An 18,219-nucleotide genomic window follows, 5' to 3' on the forward strand; every position below is an offset into this window, starting at 1 on the left:
GTGACAGGGACGGTACTGTGGGGCACACAGCAGGTGCGAACCAAACGGGTTTTAAGCGGCCACGTCAAATCGCTCGGTAAGGCCGATATCTATGCAGATGCCACGACGCTTCAACACGTACTGTCCGCACTGTAACGAGCACCAGGAACACGAGGTCGAGAAAGTCCGTAGCGGCCGTCAGACCGGCATGAAGTGGATCGACCGCCAGCGCGAGCGCAACTCCGGTATCGGGAACGACGGGAAGTTCTCGAAGGTCCCGGGTGGCGACAAGCCCACCAAGAAGACGGACCTCAAGTACCGCTGTGGCGAGTGTGGGAAGGCCCACCTCCGCGAAGGATGGCGCGCCGGCCGACTGGAGTTCCAGGAGTAACGATGGCAGGAAGCTTCATCACCGTCGAATGTCCCGACTGCGAGAACGAACAGTCTCTCTTCGAGAAGGCCGCGAGCGAAGTTTCGTGTGCGGTCTGTGGCCACACCATCGCCCGCCCGACGGGCGGCAAGGCCGACATCGAAGGCGAAGTGACCGCCGTCGTCGAGGCCCGATAGGATGAAATACAGCGGCTGGCCCGAACCGGGCGAACTCGTCGTCGGCAAGATCGACGAGATCGAGGACTTCGGCGTCTTCGTCGACCTCGACGAGTACGAAGGCAAGCGCGGCCTCTGTCACATCTCCGAGGTCGCCAGCGGATGGATCAAGAACGTCCGCGACCACGTCAACGAAGGGCAGACAGTCGTTGCCAAGGTGCTTGACGTCGACGAGAGCGCCCAGCAGATCGACCTCTCGATCAAGGACGTCAACGACCACCAGCGAAAAGAGAAGATTCAGGAGTGGAAAAACGAGCAGAAGGCCGACAACTGGATGGAGCTGGCCTTCGGCGAAGATCTGGACGACGAGACCTACGCCGCCATCGCCAACGAGCTGTTGGCGGAGTTCGGCTCGATGTACGATGGGTTCGAGTCGGCAGCGATCCACGGGAAGGACGCCCTCGAAGACGTCGACCTCTCCGAGGAGGAGATCGACGCCATCGTCCAGACGGCCCGGAACAATGTCTCCGTGCCGTACGTGCAGGTCACCGGCTACGTCGACCTGTCCTGTCCCGAAAGCGACGGCGTCGACATCATCAAGGAAGCGCTGCAGGCCGCGGAGGGCAACGGCGAGGTCCCCGACGAGATCGAACTCGAAGTGACCTACGTCGGGTCGCCCGAGTACCGCATTCAGGTGCAAGCGCCTGACTACAAGACCGCCGAGGACGCACTCGAAGAGAGTGCAGACCGCGCCGCGAAAGTCGTTGAGCAACACGGTGGGTCGGGGCAGTTCCACCGCGAACGCAGCGAAGACGACGAGTAAGTCGGTTGCTGCGCCAGTGATTCACCACCGATGAAATCGGATATCCACGTCTGTGCCGTCTGGGAGTCCGAACACGACCGGCCGGTGTACACGCTGGACGACACCTGTCCGGAGTGCGGGGCCGAAGCGGTCAACAGCGCACCCGCGCCGTTCTCTCCTGAAGACAGCTACGGCGAGTATCGACGTTCTCTTAAGCGCCGCAGCCGGGAATAAGCCGTATGGACGAATTCGACATCGAGCGCGTAGCGGACCCCGACCTCGACGAACCGGTACTGGTCGAGGGCTTACCCGGCGTCGGCCACGTCGGGAAGCTCGCCGCAGAGCATCTGCTGGAGGAGCTCGAAAGCGAGCTCGTCCGCCGCGTCTACTCGACACATTTCCCACCGCAGGTCAGCATCGATGACGGCCAGGCACAACTCGCCTGCGCCGAGTTCCACGCTGTCACCCCCGAAGAGGGACAGGACCTGCTCGTGCTCTCTGGAGACCACCAGGCCCAGAACAATCAGGGCCACTACGGCCTGACCGATACGTTCCTCGACATCGCCGACGAGTTTGGCGTCCAGCGGGTGTTCGCTCTCGGCGGCGTCCCGACCGGCGAACTCATTGAGGAGTACGACGTGCTCGGTGCGACGACGACCGAGGAGTTCAAGGAGACGCTGGAGGAGTCTGGCGTAGCCTTCCGCGAGGACGAGCCCGCGGGCGGCATTGTCGGCGTCTCCGGCCTACTGCTGGGCCTGAGCAGGCGACGGGACGTGCCGGCCAGTTGCCTCATGGGCGAAACGTCGGGCTATCTGGTCGACCCCAAGAGCGCGCAGGCCGTCCTCGAAATCCTGCAGGACGTCATCGGGTTCGAGGTCGACTACAGTTCGCTGGAGGACCGTGCTGACGAGATGGAGGAAGTCGTCCGGAAGATCCAGGAGATGGAGCAGCAAAACTCCCCGTCGCCCGCCGACGAAGACCTCAGATACATCGGTTAAGACGGATTGTTATTCCTCGGTCACAGTACTCGCTGACTACGGAGTTGTGTCAGCCAGAAGCGACAGACAGCAGTCCGCCCAGAGCAGTCACGTGTTACCGGAGAGCGGGAATTTCTTTACCACTGGGGCCTAATGGAGGGTCGTGCAGACACAACCGGGCGTCCTACCGGAGTGGCTGGTCCTCGGGCTCGTTTTAGGTGTCGTCGGGAGCCTCGTCGTCGCCGGTCTGTTCGTCCTCGCGAACCGTGTGTTTCCGGCCAAGCGGCCGAACCGGCAGGCGACAGACGGCGGGGAGATGCGACGCCGGGCGGAACTCCGAGAGTATCTCACAGCCATCGACGAGCAGTTCGCCGAGAACCACTTCGTCGAGGGGCAACACGTCGCCTTCTATCTCCCCAAGCGGGACGTGGCAATCACGTTTGACGCCCGGGCGTACTACCGTATCGAGCGGTCGCCGACTATCCCCGTACTGGTCGAACACGAGATGCCCGGCGTCTACCTCGGCGCGCGCCTGCCCTTCGAGACGCCCGAAGTCGACCTCGGCCCGGACCCTGAGGAGGAACCACACCCGACGGTGCAGGCGTTCAGCGAACTGGGCCTGACCCAGAGCGCGTCGCTGGACGACGTGAAATCGGCCTACCGCGAGCGCGTCAAGGAGGTCCACCCGGACCACGGTGGCAACGAGGACGAGTTCAAGCGTGTCCGGGAAGCGTACACCACTGCAAAACAGCACGCGTCTGGTGCGTCGAGACAGCGCGCATCGTAGGGAGAGACTGAACACCTGTCACTGCATCGGGACACAACAGACCGGGACAGCCGCATTACGAACAACTGTCTCGGTGACGCTTCCGGTCAGGTATCGCGTGAGGCCGGAGCGGCCGTGTGTTCCCATCGCGATGAGGTCGATATCGTGTTCCTCGCTGTAGGAGAGAATCGCGCGTGCAGCCGGGCCGCTTGCGATGTTGCCTGCGATGCTGACGTCTGCGTCTCTGGCACGCTCATGGACCGTTTCGAGTGCCTCCTGTCCGGTTTCCTCAAGCGCATCGTGAATCTCTGCTGATCCCTCGACGCCGCCAAATCGGCTCGTGTCGGCAGAATAGAGCGTGTGTACGGTTGCGTCATACATCTCCGCTAGCGTGATCCCCCATTCAATTGCGAGGCCTGCCCCCTCGCTGCCGTCAGTCGGGAGGAGAATGTTTTCGTACCGTTGATCGCCGATTTCGACGATGTCCCCATCCGGAGTGACCGTGACGACCGGGACAGCTGCAGTCCGGAGCGTCTTTTCTGCAACACTCCCGAGGACAACCCGTTCGAACCCTGTCTGCCCTTGCGTCCCCATAACGATGAGATCGATATCGTGGGTATCGACGTAGTCGTTGATCGCCTGAAACGGGATCCCCGACTCGACAGCGGTAATGATCTGTCCGGAGAGATGCGTCCGGGCGAGTCTCGCGATGGAGTCCACCGCTCGTTCGGCCTCCGTTTCGAGGAGCCGCTCCCGCTCTGTCTGTCCATCAGCGTTCAGATCCGGTTCGATGTCACGGGCGTCAACCGCTGACAGTACGTGGAGGTCGGCACCGATTGTGGCAGCGAGGTCAATGCCTCGCCGGGCCCCTATCCGTGCCCCGTCACTGCCATCGGTCGGCACGAGAATCGAGTTAATCGTTTGACTCATAGTCACGGTTTGACAGGCTATTGATTTAACACTACGTTCGATTCCCACCACACTGTTATAGAGTGAATTTGGGCCAGCCTGCGCTGCGTACGTGTACTGTATCTTGCATGCCTCGTTCAACGGATGTCGTACCCGCCAGCAACTGCCGGCGAGATAGAAGGTCGTTCACAGCCGGTGGTACTGGGTTATTGAAGCAAGCGCACCACCATTTTATCCACAGTCTGCCCGTAGTCGCGGTATGATCGCACAGATTCTCGTCCCGATGGACGACTCGGAGATGGCCCAACAAGCGCTCAAGTACACCCTTGAAAACCATCCCGACGCGGAGATTACTGTCTTACACGTCGTGGGCGGACCCTCACCGTTGGGGGGAGCAGCCACCGCACTTGCTCTTGCAGATGACATCGAAGCGGCCGCTGAGGAGCGTGCGGAGAAGGTGTTCGACGACGCTCGCGAACTCGCTGCCGAGTACGATACCGAAATAACCACCGAGGTGCAACTGGGCCACCCGTCGCGAGCGGTTCTGAATAGAGCCGGCGACTTCGATGCGGTCGTGCTCGGAACTCACGGCGGCTCGTTGGCCGATCGGCTGGTCGTCGGGAACGTCGCCCAGAAAGTGTTCCGTAACTCGCCTGTTCCAGTCATCATCGCACGGTGAGTGGCGGTCGCTAAGGGCAAGAAACACCCTTCGCGGGCTTAGGAGTGACTACGGCGTCACGACGAGCTTTCCAACGCTATCGCGGTCCTGCATCGCCGCAAACGCCGCACCGGTCTCCTCCAGGGAGTACGTCGCCTCTATCTCCGGGGTGAGTTCGCCGTCAGCGACGAGGTCGACAAGTCGTTCCAAATCGCCCTGCGTCCCCATCGTACTCCCGATAACGCGCTTGTGACCGAGGAACAGGTCGGGAATATTGATCTCGGATGTGCCGCCGGCGGTCCGACCACAGACGGCCATCCGGCCACCGCGACGGAGAACATCCAGACCGACCTGCGTGTACTCACCACCGAGATGATTGAGGACGCCATCAACCGTCCCGATCTCGGTGACCGCTGCCCGAATCTCGTCCGGATCGGTGCTCTCGATGGCGTAGTCCAGACCGAGCGATTCGACGCGGGTTAGCTTCGCCGCTGAAGACGAGGTCCCGACGCTGTGAGCGCCGAGAACGGACGCGAGTTGCACGCCTGCGACGCCGACACCGCCGGTGACGCCCGGGATAAACACCAGATCGCCCGGTCCGGCGTCGACCCGACGGAGCATGTGGAAGGCCGTCATGTAGGCCGTCGGAAGCGCGGCCGCGTCGACCGGTTCCACGCCGTCGGGAAGTCTGACGAGGCGGTCGGCCTGCACACGGGCCGCCTCGGCGAGGCCACCGTGGTACAGCGAGAAGTTCTCACAGAGGTTCTCCGGCCCCTCACGACAGTAGCGACACGTCCCGCAGGTCTCGTTCGGACAGAGGACCACGCGGTCCCCGGGTTCGACAGCGGTAACCCCGTCGCCGACGGCATCGACGGTCCCGGCGACATCGAGGCCGCTGACAAACGGTAAATCATCCGTGTCGACCATCGCGGAATCCCCTTCGAGAACCCAGAGGTCGTGGCGGTTGATCGCACACGCTTCGACGGAGACCACTGCCTCGCCGTGTTCGGGCTCTGGGGTTGCTTGGTCGATAACCGAGACGCCGTCCGGGCCGGTGAGTTCGCTGAACGCTGCAACGCGCATTAGGTTCGTGAATGGGTCAGAGCCGTATAAACAACATCGAAGTGTGGGATACTGCCTGCTTGACGGCAATATCGGACCCGCTCTCCCGGGCAGCCGCCCGAATTCTCAGATGCCCTGGCTCATGAGGTGGCTGCGCAGCAGGTCCGCCTCCTTGCTCCCGGCGACAGGGTTCACTAGAACGACGACATCGTCGTCGTCGAAGGCCCCATCGTCAGCCAGTGCCCGCGCACCGGCGATCGCGGTCCCGCCGGTCGCACCGGTTTCCGGCCCCATCTCGCAGCCGTCGACCGCGCCAGCCAGAATGTCCTTATCTGAGACGGCGACGCCGTCGCCGCCCGAGCGGTCGAGCGAGTCGAGCGCCGCAGCGCCGGCGGCAGGGTCGGGGACTTCAAGCGGGCCGACGATGGTGTCGGGGTGCTCGATAGTCGCCGGTTCGCTCGCACCTTCGTTTGCGGCATCCGCGATGGCGGCCGTCGAGTCGGGCTGTGCGGCGTAGATTCGCGGCGTCGAGTCCGTGAGGCCGCTCTCGGCTGCCGCCTGGAAGCCGTGTTCGAGACCGACGAGCGTCTCGCCGTGGCCGGTGGGGTGGACCACCGCGTCGGGGGCCGTCCAGTCGAGGTCGTCGGCCGTCTCGAACGCGACGGATTTGGCACCCTCGATGCGGAACGGGTGGCCGGGCGCGACTGAGACCCAGCCGTCGGACGCGTCGGCAAGTTCCTCGTCAGACACCGAGACGGCGTCGTCATACCGGCCCTCGACGACGCGCATATCGCCGCCGTGGACGTTCACCATCGCCTTGTTGAGGAACGGACAGCGTGAGGGGACAAAGCCCTTCGACTCGATGCCGGCGCGGGCCGCGTAGGCGGCGTTGGCCTGTGCGCCGTTCCCCGTCGACGGTGTCGCGACGCGCTCAGCTCCGCGCTGAGCGGCAGCGGTGACGGCGAGCGAAAGTTTGCGGTCGCCCAGCGACGCCGTCGGATTGCGCCCCTCGTCTTTGACATACACCGAGTCGACGCCGAGTTCGTCGGCCAGCTCCGGCACCGGAACCAGCGGTGTCGCCCCTTCGTCGAGCGTCACCGTTGCGTCACCCGAGAACGGCCGAAGCGGCTCGTACCGGCCTGGCCCTGTCACATCGGGCAGCGCCTCGGGCGTCAGGTCCGGAACGTCGTAGTCACCGACGAGAACCCCGCCACAGTCGGGACAGCGGTCGGCCGTGCTGTCGGTTTCCGCGCCACACGCCGTGCAGATGAGGCCGCGAAACGCCGCAGTCGTCTCCATGTCTTTCTCTGTGGACGGGACAACCAAGTGTGGTCCGGTCCCGCTTCAGCACCCTCTTGTCCCGGGCGCTCGAATTGGAGAGTATGACAGATGTCGTCGTCGCCGGCGGGGGACTCGCCGGGCTGGTCGCCGCCCGCCACCTGGCGGAGTCGGGTCGGGACGTGACAGTGTTCGAGCAGCGCTCGGACGTGGGCGGTCGCGTCCGGACAGTCCACGAGGACGGCTACACGTTCGACCGTGGGTTTCAGGTCATGTTCACCGCCTATCCCGCGGCGAAGCGGGAACTCGACATCGAGGCGCTGGCTCCGCGGACGTTCACGCCGGGGGCCACTATCGCTAGCCCGAACCACCGCTCGGTGCTGTCGGACCCGCTCCGGAATCCCTCCGCCGCACCGCAGACGCTGCTCAATACCGACGTGCGCACGGCCGACAAGCTCCGGCTGTTCCGGCTCCAGCGCGAACTGGCCGGCGTCGAACCGGTCGAATTGCTCTCTCGGGGCGGAACGACCATCCGGGAATACCTCGCTGACTACGGATTTTCAAAGCGGTTCGTCGAGCGGTTCGCCGCACCCTTTTATGGCGGCATCACGCTCAACCGCTCACTGGGCACGGATAGCAGCATCTTCGAGTACACCTACAAGATGCTGAGCGAAGGCGAGATATTCGTCCCCGCCGACGGGATGCAGGCGATGCCGCGACAGCTCGCCGACCGCGCTCGCTCGGCGGGCGCGACCATCGAAACCGACGCGCCCGTGACAGAGCTGGAGACCCACGAGGGAGAGGTTACTGCCGAGGTAGGCAGCGAAACAGTGACGGCCGAAAGTGCCGTCGTCGCGACGGACCCGCAGACGGCGGCGGAGCTGACGGATATCGATGCGATTCCGACCGAGCCCGTCGGCTGTGTCACCCAGTACTTCGCACTCCCGACGAACCGCGCTCCGGCCACCGGACAGCGCATCATCCTCAACGCGGCGGACGACCGACCGAACACCGTCGCGCCGCTGTCGGCGGTCGCCAGCGAGTACGCGCCCGCTGGCATGGAGCTATACAGCGCCACGTTCCTCGGAACGCCGGAAGAAGACGACGCGGAACTGGCCGCTGAAGTCCGGGCGGCGCTGCAGTCGTGGTATCCGAACGCGAGCTTCGAGGCGCTGGAACTGCTCCGGACCGACCGCGTCCCGCTCTCACAGTTCGCTCAGCTGCCGGGGTATCGGGACGCGCTCCCGGACCCGACAGCGCCAGAGGGCAACGCCGTCCTGGCGGGCGACTACACCCGCTGGTCGGCGATACAGGGTGCGCTGGAAAGCGGCAAGGTCGCCGCCGATCTGCTTCGATAAGAGAAACGCCGATACGACTGCAAAAGAGGACCGGCGGCCTATGCGGCCGGACCGCCGCTATTCGTGTTTCCCTCTTGTTCGTGCCCCTCTCCTTCGAGGACTTCAGAGACGTACTTTATCGTCGCGAAGTACAGCAGCAGTAGCGAGAGCAGCGTAATCGCGATGAGACCCAGCGCGATTTCTGTCTGAACCATATTCCAGCGTCCACCGTCGCGGGTCAAATACTTACCGTTATAGCATGCGCCGGAACTCACCCAGCGGCGGGAACGACAGCGTCTCGCGCCCGCTCTCGTCCCAGACTACCGGCTCTAATCGGTCGGCATCAGTAACGAGCGGGGACTGAAAGTCGCTGGCCCGCATCTCGTTGACCTCCACGCCGGCGTTCAGCCTGTTGAACGACGGGAGCATCACCACGTCGCTGCCGCGGTACTGGCCGCTCCCGACGAGATAGCAGGGTTGGCGTTGGCCCTCGATGCTGATCGTCGGATGGTCGTGCCCGACGACGTAGCGGTCGGCATCAACGTCGGGTGCCTCGTGGCCGTGACAGACGACGGTTTCGCCGACGCGATACGTCGTTTCGGTCGGGCCGTCCCACACGCTGTCGAGCATCGTGTCGTGGTTACCCGGCGTCACAAGCAGGCGAGCCCCGGCCCCCTGACAGGCGCTTTTGAGCCCTGCCACGGTACTTTCGACCGACCGGGGAACCGTCTGGAACGAGTGGAGGAGGTCGCCGGCGATAACGACCTCCGCTGGGTCATGGCGCTCGACGAGCGACTGGAACCGCTGGACCATGTCCGAGCCGGACCCGACCGGGAGTTCGAGGTTCCCGCCGGTGCCCCGGCCGACGTGGAGGTCCGCGACGACGAGCGTCTCCCCGAGCAGGAGCGCCCGGTCGTCGTAGCTGGCTGTCATCGCCGTCCAGTCAGCACCGGGGAGGCTTATATTGTCGGGCATGGGGACGAGACACATCGCAGGTGGCCGGACTGCAGCCGAATATCTCGGCCTGACAGTGTCGGTGGTATTTTTACCTGCGACTCCCGTGATTCCTGTATGGTCGACGTCCTGGAGAACAAGCGGGCCGCAACGCGGTTTCGGGTCCTCGTGGAGATCGCCGAGCGCCAGCCCGCAGTGAGTCAGGGCGAAATCGCCGACGCTGTCGGTGTGACGAGCCAGGCCGTCAGCGAGTACATCCGTGAACTCGTCGACGACGGCCTCGTCGAGAAGGAAGGGCGGTCGCGCTACCGCGTCACGAAAGAGGGCGTCGACTGGGTGTTCCAGTCCGCGACCGACGTCCGCCGGTTCGCCGACCACGTCACCGACGACGTGCTCGGCAGCGTGCAGGAAGACGCCGCCATCGCCACGGCGGATCTGGCGGAAGGCGAGACGGTCACGCTCTCGCTATCGGACGGCCTGTTGCACGCTGACCCCGGCGGCGGCGACGCGACGGGCGTGACGACGACCAGCGCCGCAGAGGGCGAGGTCGTCGGCGTCACCGGCTTCGAGGGCGTCATCGACCTCGACCCCGGCCACGTCAGCGTCATTCAGGTCCCGCCGGTCCGGTCGGGGCCGGTCGAGAACATCGACGACATCGCCGCGGCTTGTGCAGATGTCCCTATTGTTACCGCCGCGGGCGTCGAATCCGTCGTTGCGCTCCGCGATGCCGACATCGAACCGACAACACATTTCGCGGCGGGTGAGGTGGCCGCCGCCGCCGCATCGCGGGGACTCGATGCTGTTGTCGTCGCGACACAGGACACCGTCGGGCGTGTGACCGACGCACTCCGCGATGCGAGCGTCGACTACGACGTGACACAGTGACCCGCGAGTAGCGGGACTTTTCCGGTCGGCTGCCGTCGGGACAGCCATGAGCGACCACGAGATGCACGACGCTGTTGAGGCATTCCTAAACGAAGCCGACGACGCCTACGGTGAGTACGAGCAAGGCTACACCGACGCTGATGCGACACTCAGACGACTTGAGACGGCTATCGAGGAACTGCGGACGTCGACTGAGGAGTAGGACGCCGTTCATCGTCGGGCGAACAATATTGTAGGATTAGGTTCATGTAGCTCGTATGACTGATGTGGTTCTGGTCGACGGCGCACGCACCGCACACGGTGAACTGCTGGGAAGGCTCACAGACCGAAGCGCGATAGCGCTCGGCAGCGCGGCCGTCGAGGGACTGCTCAATCGGACCAGCGTCGACGAGGACAGTGTTGACTGGGTCGGCCTCGGAAACGCGGTGCAGGCCGGCGTCGGTCAGGTCCCGGCCAGACAGGTCGTCGTCGAATCGCCGCTCCCTGACGACGTGGCTGCGACGACACTCAACGAGGCGTCGGGGTCGGGACTGCGAGCGATCACGACCGCCGCCGACCGCATCGAGGCCGGTCGGGCGTCGGTGTGTCTCGCCGGCGGCATGGAGTCGATGTCGAACGCTCCGTATCTTGTGCCGGATATGCGCGGCGGTCGCCGCCACGGGAACAGCGAACTCGTTGACGCGATGATATGGGACTCGCTGTGGGACAAACAGTACGACGCGCATATGGGCACGCTGACGGAGGAACTCGCCGCCGAGCACGACATCAGCCGCGAAGCCCAAGACGAGTACGCTCGGCGGAGCAATCACCGAGCCGGCGAGGCTATCCAGTCCGGGCAGTTCACCGAGGAACTCGTTCCTGTGGAAACGGCGGACGGGCTCGTGACAGAGGACGAAGGACCACATCCGGACACGACGGTAGATAAGCTGGCGGCGCTCCCACCGGCTTTTGCGGACGGTGGGACAATCACCGCCGGCAACGCATCGAAGCTTTCTGACGGGGCAGGTGCAGTGGTGCTGGCCGACGCCGAGACGGTCAAGCGCGAGGGGCTGGGGCCGATGGCCCACGTCGAGGACTACGCGGTTGCCTACCGCGATCCGTCGGAGTTCTCAATCGCGGTACGGGACGTAGTGTCGAAGCTTCTAGAGCGCAACGACCTCACCGTCGCCGACGTGGACCACTTCGAACTCAACGAGGCCTTTGCCGCGCAGATGGTGTACGTCGCCGACGAACTCGACATCCCCGCCGAAAAGCACAATCCCCTCGGCGGCGCGGTGGCGCTCGGCCATCCAATCGGAGCCAGCGGCGGCATCCTCACGACCACGATGCTGTATGCGATGGAGCGAGCGGATCATCATCGCGGCATCGTGGGGATGAGCGTCGGCGGTGGCGGCGCAATTGCGATGAGCGTCGTCCGATAGGACCGCCAGCGGCGAGGCGAGTGAGCGTCGGCGGTGGCGGCGCGATTGCGATGTCTGTGGTGCGCTAGCGAAATCGGGAAGAATTATCGGGCCGGCCGCCCCCAAAGAGAGTATGACTGCATTCTCCCGGCGGGTAGAGCAGGTATCGATCTCGGGCATCCGCGAAGTGTTCGAGGCGGCGGGCGAGGACGCAATCAACCTCGGCCTCGGCCAGCCGGACTTCCCGACGCCGGAGCACGCGCGCGAAGCGGCTGTCGAGGCAATTCGAGCGGGAGACGTCGATGCCTACACGTCGAACAAGGGGACCGAGGAACTCCGGGAAGCCATCGCCGCCAAGCACGAGCGGGATAACGACCTTGAGGTCGACCCCGGAGACATCATTGCCACGTCGGGCGGGAGCGAGGCGCTGCATATCGCGCTGGAGGCCCACGTCGATGCAGGACAGGAGGTCATCTTCCCGGACCCGGGCTTCGTCTCCTACGACGCGCTGACCCACCTCGCCGGCGGGACGCCGCGACCTGTCCCACTGCGCGAGGACCTCACGATGGCCCCTGAGACGGTCGAGGAGGCCATCACCGACGACACGGCGGCGTTTGTCGTAAACTCGCCCGCAAACCCGACCGGAGCGGTCCAGTCCCCCGAGGATATGCGGGAGTTCGCCCGCATCGCCGATGAGCACGACGTGCTGTGTATCTCTGACGAGGTGTACGAACACCAGGTGTTCGAGGGCGAGCATCGCTCGCCGGCGGAGTTCAGCGAGACGGGCAACGTCGTCATCGTCAACGCCTGCTCGAAGGCGTACTCGATGACGGGCTGGCGGCTCGGCTGGGTCACCGGGGCGACGGACCGCATCGAGCGGATGCTGCGGGTCCACCAGTACGCACAGGCCTGTGCGTCAGCCCCGGCCCAGTACGCCGCCGAGGCGGCGCTGACCGGCCCACAGGAGCCCGTCGCGGAGATGCGCGAGGCTTTCAAAGAGCGGCGGGACGTGCTGCTGGATGGCCTCAATGAGATGGGACTGGATTGTCCGACGCCCAAGGGCGCGTTCTACGCGATGCCGAAGGTCCCCGACGGCTGGGTGGACGAAGTTATCGACCGCGGCGTGGTGGTCGTCCCTGGCGATGCTTTCGGCGAACACGGCGCGGGCTACGCCCGCATCTCCTACGCGACAGACATGGAGACGCTGGAAGAGGCCATCGACATCATGGCCGACGCGACGGCGGCGCTCCGCTGAGCGCTTGGAGGCGAATGGAACCGCGGACAGTCGCCCCGAAATTGGAACAGTCTCGGAAGAGAGTGCGAAGAAACGCTTTATCCGACGCCCGTCTTGACTCCGGTATCCCATCGTGGCATATGAATTCAGGTCCAGCGCGCTGTTCGACGGGGAGAGACAGGACTATACGACGGGCAGACACAGCTCCCGGGAGGACAGTGGGATGGAGAAAGCGCTCTGGTATCTGCTGACGGCGACACGCGGCGGTGCCAACCGGGCGCGTATCATTGACGCTCTCGCGGACCGACCGATGAACGCAAACGAACTCGCCGACGAACTCGACGTAGGCTACAAGACGATCAGACATCACATGGAACAGCTAGAGGACCACGACGTGGTCGAATCCGGCGACGAGGAGTACGCCAAACTCTACTTCCTGACTGACCGGTTCGACAACTACCGCGACACTTTCGAGGAAATCGTGGAGAAGATGGACGAATGAGGGGACAAATTACCATCCGGACCGCGGCCAGCCAACAGAAGGGGTGGTGCTGATGGCGATGGGACCGCTCATCACCGCCGCGGCCATCCTTGGCGGACTTAACGTCCTATTGTTGCTCCCGCTGCTGGGCGTCTGGGTCCGTAACTACGCGACGTTCCGGACGGGGCTCGTCGCCGGCCTCATCGCTTTCGCCGTCGCGATGCTCGCCGAGAACGCCATCGCCGTCTACTTCTTCTTCTCGATGCAGAGCTTCTACGCTGGCGACCCACACGTCCAGCAAGCCGTGCTGGTCCTTCGCTCGTTGCAGTTCGTCGCAATTGCCGGACTGAGCTACACGACGCTTCGGTAGCGCGGTCCCGGGAGTACCCCCGCGGTAGTGGCGAGTGGTGCAGCCTCGCACCACGAGTACTGTACCGCCATGGAGACGAACACGTTCGGGACAAGCGCCTGACTAACGGGGACAGTTATCGAACGTATGAGCACAGAGCACCAGGAGGCGGTACAGGAACTCGACGTTCGGGACGTTGACGGGGAACCGTTCGAACAGATCATGAGCGCCCTCGATTCTGTCAGCGAAAGCGAGGCGCTCAGGCTGGTGAACAGTTTCGAGCCAGTACCGCTGTACGACGTCCTCACGACAAAGGGATACCGGTACGACGCGGAGCAGGTCGCCGACGAAGAGTGGCACGTCACAATCAGGCCGGAGTGAGGTGGGACCTGAGCACGACTCGTGGTGGTTCATCACCGCCAGCGCGCTGTGGGCCTACTCCGCGACAATGCTGTCGAGCAGCTTCGTCTGGGCGGCGGCAAGGTGTTCCGCGAACGTCGAGACGGAGATATCCAGTTCCGTCGCCACGTCGCCGGCGTTGGCCCCTTTCGGATATTCGAAGTACCCCATATCGACGGCGGTTTCGAGCACTTCCTGCTGCCGGTCGGTGAGTTTACTTCGGTCGACGAGAATCGAGTCCACCGGGTCCACGTCGCCGTTCCGCCGCATCGACCGGAGCGAAACGCCGTCGTACAGTTCTTTCAGCCGCGTCACGATAGCGCGCACCCGGTCGACATCAGGCGCGTGGAAGGTCAGGCGGAGCTGCCCGCCCTCAGCACGGATATCCGCGACCGGACAGTCATACGTTTCGACCGCCTCGCAGACGCACTCAGTTCGCGACCGGGAAAACTGGTAGCGGGTCCCGTTGCCCGTCACGAACACTTTCTCCATGTCCTCCCGTGCCTCGATTGCCCCGTCGTCAGTACCCGTCGCGGTGAACTCTTCGATGACCTGCCCGTCTGCATCTGGGCTGCTTCGGGCGACATCGGTCACGGCCGTGCCCGCCTCATCCGAGACGCTCGCCACCGGACAGGCCCCCGGGGCGTCGACCGACAGCTCCACTCTAATGCCGGAGTCGCTCATGTAAGATACTGTGACACCACATTACAAAACGGGCGAGGCGCGTTCCCACGGAGTGAAAAACCCCCTCAATCTGCCGGGTGCTGGTCAGGAACCGACCCCTCGAACCCGTCCGGCCGGTAGTCACACAGCGGGTCCGCCGCCAGCGGGTCCCCCGTCGTCGCGTACGCTCGTGACCGGCTGCCGCCACAGACCGTTCGGTATCGACAGGCCCCGCATTTGCCCGTCAGCGCGTCGTCGTCCCTGAGTTGCTGGAACAGCGCCGACTCCCGGTAGATGTCCACGACGCTTTCATCACGAACGTTGCCCGCTGATTTCGGCAGGAATCCGGAGGGGTACACCTCACCGGTGTGGCTCACGAAGGCGAACCCCTTGCCAGCGCGAATACCCATCCGGCGTTTGAGCCCGCTGGCTCCCTCGTCCTGCTTCTGCATCGCGACGCGCCGGTAGTGGGGCGCTTCGGTCGTCTTGAGGCCGAACGGTGCCTCGTCGCTGACCTCGTGGAGCCACGACAGCACGCGTTCGGCCCGCTCGGGGTCAATCGGTGTCAGCACTCGCCCGCGACCGACCGGGACGAGGAAGAACACCGACCACAGCACCGCATCGAGGTCTGCGACGAGGTCCCGGATCGCCGGCAGTTGCTCGACCGTCTCAGCACAGACGGTGGTGTTGATCTGCAGCGGGATGTCGAGGTCACGGGCCGCCTTGGTGGCCGCCATCGTCGCCTCAAAGCTCCCGGACTCACCCCGGAACGTGTCGTGAGCGTCGCTGTCGCCGCCGTCGATGGACAGGGCCAGCCGCCGGAGTCCGGCGTCGTCGAGTTCGGCCAGCCGCTCGGGCGTGATCGAGTTCGTCCCGCTGGGCGTCAGTGTCATTCGGAGGCCCTGTTCGGTGCCATACTCGACGAGTTCAGGGAGGTCCCCGCGAGCCAGCGGGTCCCCGCCCGAGAGGACGACCAGCTGACCGTCGCCGAACTCGCTGGCTTGATCCAGCAGCGCCTTCCCCTCCGCCGTCGACAGTTCGTCGGGATGCCGGCGAGGCTGGGCGTCGGCCCGGCAGTGCTTGCACGCCAGTTCGCAGGCCTGCGTTACCTCCCAGATCAGCACCAGCGGCTGCTGGTCGAGGTCGAGTTGCCCGCGCATCTATGCCTCCCGGTAGACGCGGGTAACGTGGCCTCCACAGCCACACTGCTGGACGTACTCCGTTGTGATCGTCTCATCGAACGCTTCGTCCAGCGCGTCAAACAGATAGGTTTCCGGGTGGCCGTGGTCGGCGTGGCTCACCAGATTAACGTGATTCCCAGCCGTCGTCATCTCGACGGCATCGATGGCCTGTTCGACGACCACGTCGGGGTCCTTAGCGTGTGCGGGCGTCTCCAGATTCGCCGACCAAGAGGTGTCGTGAACCTCGGTTGTAACCGGCGACACGTCCTCGTGGGAATGGCTCATATGTACCGGTTATCGACGGGCATCCCTCGGTTCTCTCCCGAAGATGTTCGGGTTATTATACACAACGGATTGCAGAGAGGAATTCGTCTGAGCGACTTTATCACACGTATTGCTACGACACCTGTTCGACCAGCCAGTCGAACTGCTTGTTCAGTTCCTTCGTGCGCTGTCGCGAAATGACGGTCGAATCGATCATCTCGCCGAGTACCGGGAGATCGAGTGCGCTGTACTCCGTCGTCGCCGTGACTTCGGTCCCAGCGTCGACGGCCTCGACCGTGTACTCTGTTATCATCGACTCGAAGATGCCCTGACGCTGCTCGTACCGCAGCACTGCGTCAGTCTCGACGAGTTCCAGATCCAGTTCGATCTCGAAGAGTCCGACGCGGTTCGTGATGCCGAGGTTGTCTCCGTCGAGTGTCACCTCGTCAAACCCCGCTGCAACCATAAACGGCTCTACGTCCGTTATCAGCGCAGTGACGGTCTCCGGGTTAGCCGGGACCGTCCGGGTCAGCGAAACGCGCTCCATACCAGACGGCCAGTGGCCGGCGAGATAAGCGTTCGCCATACCCGAAGATGTTCGACGCTGTGGTTTTGTCCGACCTGATTTCGTGTTGACAGCGTGGGACACCGCCCCCCAAGTTTCTTGTCCCCATCGCAGGTAGACGAACATGTTCGGGAGTACGGACGCAGGGGTCGGGCGAATATATTCGGTTACGCCAATGCCACACGCTGAACTCACGCTCACGATTCCGGAGGAAATCTGGATCGGCGATGTCTCGCGAGCGTACGACGACGCGACGTTTCGCATCCTGTCTGCGCTCCCCGGCGAGGACGCCGGTGTCGGGCTCGCGGAGATCACATCGGACGACCTCCCAGCGGTCCTCCGTGATATCGAGAACCGCGAGTCGGTCACAACTCTCGAAATCCTCTCTCACCGTGACGACAGCGCACTGGTTCAGTTCGAGACATCGATGCCGCTCCTGCTCTTCCCAGTGCAGGGCTCGGGTGTCCCGCTGGAAATGCCGTTTACCCTGTCCGACGGCGAGGCCGTCTGGGAGATATCAGCGCCACAGGAGCGACTCTCCGAACTTGGCGAGCAACTGGAGGAATTCGGCATCTCCTTCAGTGTCGACCGCATCCAGCAACACCTCGAAACCGAGCAGGTGCTCACCGAGAGCCAGCTAGAACTGGTTCAGGAGGCCATCGACGCGGGCTACTACGACACGCCACGGGAGTGCTCACTGACGGACCTGGCGGACCGCGTCGGTATCGCGAAGTCGACCTGCAGCGAGACACTCCACCGCGCAGAGGAACAGATACTCAAGCAGTTCGTTTCGGACCACCCGGCGCGGTGACTGGAAGTCGAAGGGCGTAATACGCGCCTCTGTGAGAGGTACGACATATGAGTTCCGACGCGGTCGACGAGACACACGAAAACGCCCGACAGGAGGTCATCGCGGTAGACGCCGATGACAACGAGGAGGGACTGGTCAATCGGCTCGACGCCCACACTGGCGACGGTGTTCGCCACCGCGCGTTCACCGCTCTGCTGTTCGACGAGAACGACCGAATCCTGCTCGCACAGCGCGCGGCGAACAAGCGCCTCTGGGATACACACTGGGACGGGACCGTCGCCTCCCACCCTGTCGAAGGTCAGACGCAGGTCGAAGCCACCGAGGAACGGCTCGAAGAGGAACTGGGCATTGACCCCTCGCAGTACCAGAACCTCCGCGTGACCGACCGGTTCGAGTACAAGCGCTACTACGAGAACGCTGGCCTCGAATGGGAAGTCTGTGCGGTCCTGCAGGCCACACTCCACGACACCTCGCTGGAACCGAACCCCGAGGAGGTCGACGGCCTCATGTGGGTCCCCTACGAGCGGCTGCGTGAACATCCCGAGTACTACCGTCAGCTCCGGCTCTGTCCCTGGTTCGAGATCGCGATGCGCCGGGACGAAGAACGGTAACGCCGACGCCTCGACGCGACGGTGTACACCGACGCTCGGGGAGTCACTAGCAGTACGGTCGGCAGGCATTGCAGTGATGACATCCCGACCCGTTTCCTTTTCGGCCCC

General features: G+C 64.0%; 26 protein-coding genes. 17 read left to right on the forward strand and 9 right to left on the reverse strand.

The genetic code is table 11. The annotated features are described in order from the left end of the window. Positions 1-91 precede the first annotated feature (91 nt). The 6 genes from G9C82_RS05570 to G9C82_RS05595 all read left to right on the forward strand — a co-directional run bounded on the left by G9C82_RS05570 (position 92) and on the right by G9C82_RS05595 (position 3,091). Positions 92-370 (forward strand): 50S ribosomal protein L44e, encoded by a 279-nt coding sequence (locus G9C82_RS05570; RefSeq protein ID WP_004593654.1) that lies wholly within the window; start codon positions 92-94, stop codon positions 368-370. Between the two features lie 2 nt (positions 371-372). Beyond that, the gene (locus G9C82_RS05575; protein ID WP_004963588.1) at positions 373-546 is read left to right on the forward strand and encodes a 30S ribosomal protein S27e; all 174 of its coding nucleotides are present in this window, start codon (positions 373-375) and stop codon (positions 544-546) included. A gap of 1 nt (position 547) precedes the next feature. Further along, positions 548-1,348 (forward strand): translation initiation factor IF-2 subunit alpha, encoded by an 801-nt coding sequence (locus tag G9C82_RS05580; protein WP_004963592.1) that lies wholly within the window; start codon positions 548-550, stop codon positions 1,346-1,348. A 30-nt stretch (positions 1,349-1,378) separates the two neighbouring features. After that, positions 1,379-1,561 carry an RNA-protein complex protein Nop10 gene (locus tag G9C82_RS05585; protein ID WP_004963595.1) on the forward strand — a complete coding sequence of 61 codons (183 nt, stop codon included), beginning with the start codon at positions 1,379-1,381 and terminating at the stop codon, positions 1,559-1,561. A 5-nt stretch (positions 1,562-1,566) separates the two neighbouring features. After that, positions 1,567-2,325, forward strand: coding sequence for a proteasome assembly chaperone family protein (locus G9C82_RS05590; protein ID WP_127013571.1), 759 nt, complete (start codon positions 1,567-1,569; stop codon positions 2,323-2,325). Between the two features lie 142 nt (positions 2,326-2,467). After that, a complete protein-coding gene (locus G9C82_RS05595; protein WP_005535760.1) occupies positions 2,468-3,091 on the forward strand; it encodes a J domain-containing protein in 624 nt (207 codons plus the stop codon). A gap of 18 nt (positions 3,092-3,109) precedes the next feature. Here G9C82_RS05595 and G9C82_RS05600 read toward each other — a convergent pair whose 3' ends face one another. Further along, positions 3,110-4,000: a universal stress protein gene (locus G9C82_RS05600; RefSeq protein ID WP_127013572.1), complete on the reverse strand. Its 891-nt coding sequence runs from the start codon at positions 3,998-4,000 to the stop codon at positions 3,110-3,112. A gap of 238 nt (positions 4,001-4,238) precedes the next feature. Between G9C82_RS05600 and G9C82_RS05605 the strand changes: the two genes are divergently transcribed. After that, positions 4,239-4,658, forward strand: coding sequence for a universal stress protein (locus tag G9C82_RS05605; protein WP_007189001.1), 420 nt, complete (start codon positions 4,239-4,241; stop codon positions 4,656-4,658). 48 nt (positions 4,659-4,706) lie between these two features. Here the strand turns inward: G9C82_RS05605 and G9C82_RS05610 are convergent, their stop codons facing one another. Together G9C82_RS05610 and G9C82_RS05615 are read right to left on the reverse strand one after the other, a co-directional pair. After that, positions 4,707-5,720, reverse strand: a complete 1,014-nt coding sequence (locus G9C82_RS05610; RefSeq protein ID WP_007189002.1) for an alcohol dehydrogenase catalytic domain-containing protein — start codon at positions 5,718-5,720, stop codon at positions 4,707-4,709. A 105-nt stretch (positions 5,721-5,825) separates the two neighbouring features. Continuing rightward, entirely contained in the window at positions 5,826-6,998 is a 1,173-nt protein-coding gene (locus G9C82_RS05615) for a pyridoxal-phosphate dependent enzyme (protein ID WP_004963607.1), read from the reverse strand. 83 nt (positions 6,999-7,081) lie between these two features. Between G9C82_RS05615 and G9C82_RS05620 the strand changes: the two genes are divergently transcribed. Then, complete coding sequence (locus G9C82_RS05620) at positions 7,082-8,335, forward strand: NAD(P)/FAD-dependent oxidoreductase (RefSeq protein WP_164734740.1); 1,254 nt, start codon at positions 7,082-7,084, stop codon at positions 8,333-8,335. Positions 8,336-8,373: 38 nt separating this feature from the next. On the opposite strand, the gene G9C82_RS05625 is transcribed toward G9C82_RS05620, so the two are convergent. Together G9C82_RS05625 and G9C82_RS05630 are read right to left on the reverse strand one after the other, a co-directional pair. Next, entirely contained in the window at positions 8,374-8,529 is a 156-nt protein-coding gene (locus G9C82_RS05625) for a hypothetical protein (RefSeq protein WP_004593663.1), read from the reverse strand. 37 nt (positions 8,530-8,566) lie between these two features. After that, positions 8,567-9,304, reverse strand: coding sequence for a metallophosphoesterase (locus G9C82_RS05630; RefSeq protein ID WP_174789841.1), 738 nt, complete (start codon positions 9,302-9,304; stop codon positions 8,567-8,569). Between the two features lie 81 nt (positions 9,305-9,385). On the opposite strand from G9C82_RS05630, the gene G9C82_RS05635 reads away from it, so the two are divergent. From G9C82_RS05635 to G9C82_RS05665, 7 genes are all read left to right on the forward strand, one after another. After that, positions 9,386-10,153: a MarR family transcriptional regulator gene (locus G9C82_RS05635; RefSeq protein WP_011224835.1), complete on the forward strand. Its 768-nt coding sequence runs from the start codon at positions 9,386-9,388 to the stop codon at positions 10,151-10,153. Positions 10,154-10,199: 46 nt separating this feature from the next. Next, positions 10,200-10,355, forward strand: a complete 156-nt coding sequence (locus G9C82_RS05640) for a hypothetical protein (RefSeq protein WP_004963619.1) — start codon at positions 10,200-10,202, stop codon at positions 10,353-10,355. Between the two features lie 55 nt (positions 10,356-10,410). After that, positions 10,411-11,574, forward strand: coding sequence for a thiolase family protein (locus G9C82_RS05645; protein ID WP_127013574.1), 1,164 nt, complete (start codon positions 10,411-10,413; stop codon positions 11,572-11,574). A gap of 112 nt (positions 11,575-11,686) precedes the next feature. Next, a complete protein-coding gene (locus G9C82_RS05650) occupies positions 11,687-12,808 on the forward strand; it encodes a pyridoxal phosphate-dependent aminotransferase (protein ID WP_127013575.1) in 1,122 nt (373 codons plus the stop codon). Between the two features lie 202 nt (positions 12,809-13,010). Beyond that, complete coding sequence (locus tag G9C82_RS05655) at positions 13,011-13,289, forward strand: winged helix-turn-helix domain-containing protein (RefSeq protein ID WP_004963627.1); 279 nt, start codon at positions 13,011-13,013, stop codon at positions 13,287-13,289. Positions 13,290-13,341: 52 nt separating this feature from the next. Then, the gene (locus tag G9C82_RS05660; protein ID WP_004963632.1) at positions 13,342-13,638 is read left to right on the forward strand and encodes a hypothetical protein; all 297 of its coding nucleotides are present in this window, start codon (positions 13,342-13,344) and stop codon (positions 13,636-13,638) included. Between the two features lie 126 nt (positions 13,639-13,764). Continuing rightward, a complete protein-coding gene (locus G9C82_RS05665) occupies positions 13,765-13,998 on the forward strand; it encodes a DUF2249 domain-containing protein (protein ID WP_121303681.1) in 234 nt (77 codons plus the stop codon). Positions 13,999-14,052: 54 nt separating this feature from the next. Here G9C82_RS05665 and G9C82_RS05670 read toward each other — a convergent pair whose 3' ends face one another. The 4 genes from G9C82_RS05670 to G9C82_RS05685 all read right to left on the reverse strand — a co-directional run bounded on the left by G9C82_RS05670 (position 14,053) and on the right by G9C82_RS05685 (position 16,671). Then, complete coding sequence (locus G9C82_RS05670) at positions 14,053-14,700, reverse strand: helix-turn-helix domain-containing protein (RefSeq protein ID WP_004963636.1); 648 nt, start codon at positions 14,698-14,700, stop codon at positions 14,053-14,055. 65 nt (positions 14,701-14,765) lie between these two features. Continuing rightward, complete coding sequence (locus tag G9C82_RS05675) at positions 14,766-15,839, reverse strand: radical SAM/SPASM domain-containing protein (protein ID WP_127013576.1); 1,074 nt, start codon at positions 15,837-15,839, stop codon at positions 14,766-14,768. Beyond that, positions 15,840-16,145: a CGCGG family rSAM-modified RiPP protein gene (locus G9C82_RS05680; protein WP_127013577.1), complete on the reverse strand. Its 306-nt coding sequence runs from the start codon at positions 16,143-16,145 to the stop codon at positions 15,840-15,842. Positions 16,146-16,257: 112 nt separating this feature from the next. Further along, the gene (locus tag G9C82_RS05685; RefSeq protein WP_241244084.1) at positions 16,258-16,671 is read right to left on the reverse strand and encodes an SRPBCC family protein; all 414 of its coding nucleotides are present in this window, start codon (positions 16,669-16,671) and stop codon (positions 16,258-16,260) included. 193 nt (positions 16,672-16,864) lie between these two features. On the opposite strand from G9C82_RS05685, the gene G9C82_RS05690 reads away from it, so the two are divergent. Both G9C82_RS05690 and G9C82_RS05695 read left to right on the forward strand, forming a co-directional pair. Next, on the forward strand, positions 16,865-17,500 hold the full coding sequence (locus tag G9C82_RS05690) for a helix-turn-helix domain-containing protein (RefSeq protein WP_004963651.1): 636 nt from the start codon (positions 16,865-16,867) through the stop codon (positions 17,498-17,500). Between the two features lie 47 nt (positions 17,501-17,547). Further along, the gene (locus G9C82_RS05695) at positions 17,548-18,111 is read left to right on the forward strand and encodes an NUDIX domain-containing protein (protein ID WP_004963652.1); all 564 of its coding nucleotides are present in this window, start codon (positions 17,548-17,550) and stop codon (positions 18,109-18,111) included. Positions 18,112-18,219 lie beyond the last annotated feature (108 nt).

It is taken from the genome of Haloarcula sp. R1-2 (assembly GCF_011627385.1).
Classification (GTDB): Archaea; Halobacteriota; Halobacteria; order Halobacteriales; family Haloarculaceae; genus Haloarcula; species Haloarcula marismortui.